This window comes from Caballeronia sp., from assembly GCF_049581465.1.
In the GTDB taxonomy this organism is placed as follows: Bacteria; Pseudomonadota; Gammaproteobacteria; order Burkholderiales; family Burkholderiaceae; genus Caballeronia.
In genome coordinates this window covers 1-2,400 of record NZ_JBAUSA010000350.1, presented here as the reverse complement: position 1 = coordinate 2,400, position 2,400 = coordinate 1, and the positions used below count along the sequence as shown (strand labels likewise).

The 2,400-nt window shown below is 56.5% G+C and carries 3 protein-coding genes; all 3 read right to left on the bottom strand.

From position 1 onward, the window contains the following. Positions 1-126: 126 nt before the first annotated feature. Positions 127-606, bottom strand: a complete 480-nt coding sequence (locus WCA53_RS08805; RefSeq protein ID WP_423908082.1) for a hypothetical protein — start codon at positions 604-606, stop codon at positions 127-129. A 2-nt stretch (positions 607-608) separates the two neighbouring features. Next, positions 609-1,847, bottom strand: coding sequence for a site-specific integrase (locus WCA53_RS08800; protein ID WP_423908080.1), 1,239 nt, complete (start codon positions 1,845-1,847; stop codon positions 609-611). Between the two features lie 188 nt (positions 1,848-2,035). Continuing rightward, positions 2,036-2,400 (bottom strand): hypothetical protein (locus tag WCA53_RS08795; protein ID WP_423908078.1); only part of this gene is annotated, 365 nt, incomplete at its 5' end.

Sequence of the window (2,400 nt, the reverse complement as noted above, 5' to 3'; positions counted from 1 at the left end):
CAAACCTGTTCATGCACTGCCGTTACAACGCGAACGCACAAGACAAGCGGCAGGCGCGCACACAGGCTTTTGACGCGTGGGAAACCGTGACCGGCAACTCAATGCTGGATCGCCTTGCCGCATAAATCAGGAATACTGATATTTAACGTCTTCACTCGCTCGACCATAAACAATGTGACAGTACCGGTACGCATCCTGAGGCAAGTCGCGAGCGCGCATGACGGCCCATTCACGACCGATTTTGTGCGGGCCGGCGTCGACCAGCCTTTCGACTTCGGGAACCGAGAAGTGCATCGCTCCACTGGCTGCCTTGAAGGCGGAAACGACATGAAGTCCTTTGCCTAGCAGAAACAAGAAGAGCTGCTTCACCAGCATGCCATATGCGCCTGGACAACGATCGAAGTCCAGCCTGTGCAGCCGCCCATATATCAACAGTTCGAATACCACCGTGTCCGTGGGCGAAGTGATCGAGCGGGTAGCGTCATCAAATTCGTCGTAGTAGCGGATGATGGGAGGAAGCGCTGGAAGTCGCGAGACCACGTCGGCGATCAGATCTCCGGCCTCGCGAGCGACATCCGCAACGCCGATGCTGCGGGGCACTTGCATGGTCAGAGCCCTTTCGGGATGGCGCGTAGCAACGCTACCCGGTCATCGAAACTGTCATTCCACACGCCCGCTAGCCGGTCCTCGAACACAGCCCGCGCGTAGCGTGAGGGCATCAACGATTTCTTTGACCATCCGAAGAACGCTCGCATCTTCTGCAGTGCCTCATCCATCGCGTCACCGCTATCCAGCAGTTGATGTAAGCGCACGACAGCGCTTGTGTGACGCAGGTCATGCGGCATAACGGAATCCTTGCCACAGCGATCGCTCAATTCACGACGTACCGGCTCGGGCAACACATTCGAGACTTCGCGAAACGCTTTTGTCAGCGATTCAGTCGCGAGCGGGTTGCCAAGATATGAATTAAGCAGGAAGGGGTGGCTCGGGCGGCCGCGATAGTTTTCAACGTAGGTCTGGACCAGCTGAGCCGTTAGCCCACTGACAGGAATCTGTCGGACAGAATGGACTGTTTTGATGCTTGGCTTCGAGTACCGCGAGTCGATCGTCTCATCGGCTTCGCCGTCCTCATATTCGTTCTCCTGCACATTGAGCCAATAACGCGGTGTTTGCCTTTTCTTGTCAAAGCCGGACTTTACACAGTCGGCTGTAAGCAGCAGCAACTCGCCACGCCGCAGTCCTTGATGCAACATCAGCACGAAGGCGATGTAAATGCGCCAGCGGGTCTTCGCACGCGTGAACGGATTCCCACTCGACTCCGGGTCCAGCAGATCGTAAAGCGCCTCCACGACGGATGCTGGCAATGAGCGGACGGTTTCAACCTGACTGGTTTTCCGCACATGCAATTGGCTGTATAAGGTCGAAAGCCTGTGCAAGCGCGCCTCGATGCCTCGCAGGCGATCATCCGGAATTCGGCTCTTGGAACGCCATGTCACCACGTCCGTCACAAACCCGAGGCCGGCATGCCAGCGCAGCTCGTCGGCTCGGGTGGCTCGCGGCCGATTCCGGATCGAGACAAACCACGACTCAAGAACGTCGGCCAGCGCGCCATCATCGACGCCAGCAAACGCATCGTCGAGACCGTTTGGTCCCAGAATCCGGTCCGCGTGCTGGTAAAGGTCCTCGATGTACCGAAGCTTGCCAGTTTGGGTCGATTCGGCCAGATGGCCCATCGACATGATCAGCCAGACGTTGGCCCAATATCGTGGAATTGCAGACTCACCGACCAGGGTGACGCTTCTCAGTCGGCCCGGAACCAGCGAATCCGATAACTGGAGGAAAGTCATCGATCGACGCAACGGTAAAAAGGTGCCAAATGATATGAAGCTGTTGCGTCGAATCCATGACAGCGAGGCGAAATCCGCAACACTTCTTTAGGTACCACTGACGTTGATAAATTATGTTATGTCAAATATAAGGCACCAGCCACTAGGTGTGGGTGCGCCTCTCAGCCTTTAGCAATGCGATCGGGGCCTCACTCGGCGTCCCGTCCGTACTTGGCTGCCCGCTCGTGACGGATGGACAGCAGCATCACACGCGTCTCGGAGCACGCGTACAGGACGAGGAACGAAGAAAGAACGCATTCTCGAAACTCTTGCAATCCAGCTTGCACGGCCAGTTGGCCGACTTGGTGAAGCCAGGCTTGTGAGGCCTCGGATGTGACTGAGTAAAAGTCTGCAAGGCGGCCTATCTTGGGGTATTGCCCAAGGCGTTCGATGAGTTCAACGATTTCACTTTCCAGCTTGTCGGATCTTCGCGCGGCCGAGTCTACGTCTTGAGCCAGCATAAACGCTTCAATTGCGTCGAGGGATACTCCGAAAAATTCCGCAACTTCGACGA

Bases quoted from the DNA above. Each gene is read 5' to 3' on its own strand.
- WCA53_RS08805 (WP_423908082.1), bottom strand. From the start codon at position 606: ATGCAAGTGCCCCGCAGCATCGGCGTTGCGGATGTCGCTCGCGAGGCC.
- WCA53_RS08800 (WP_423908080.1), bottom strand. From the start codon at position 1,847: ATGACTTTCCTCCAGTTATCGGATTCGCTGGTTCCGGGCCGACTGAGA.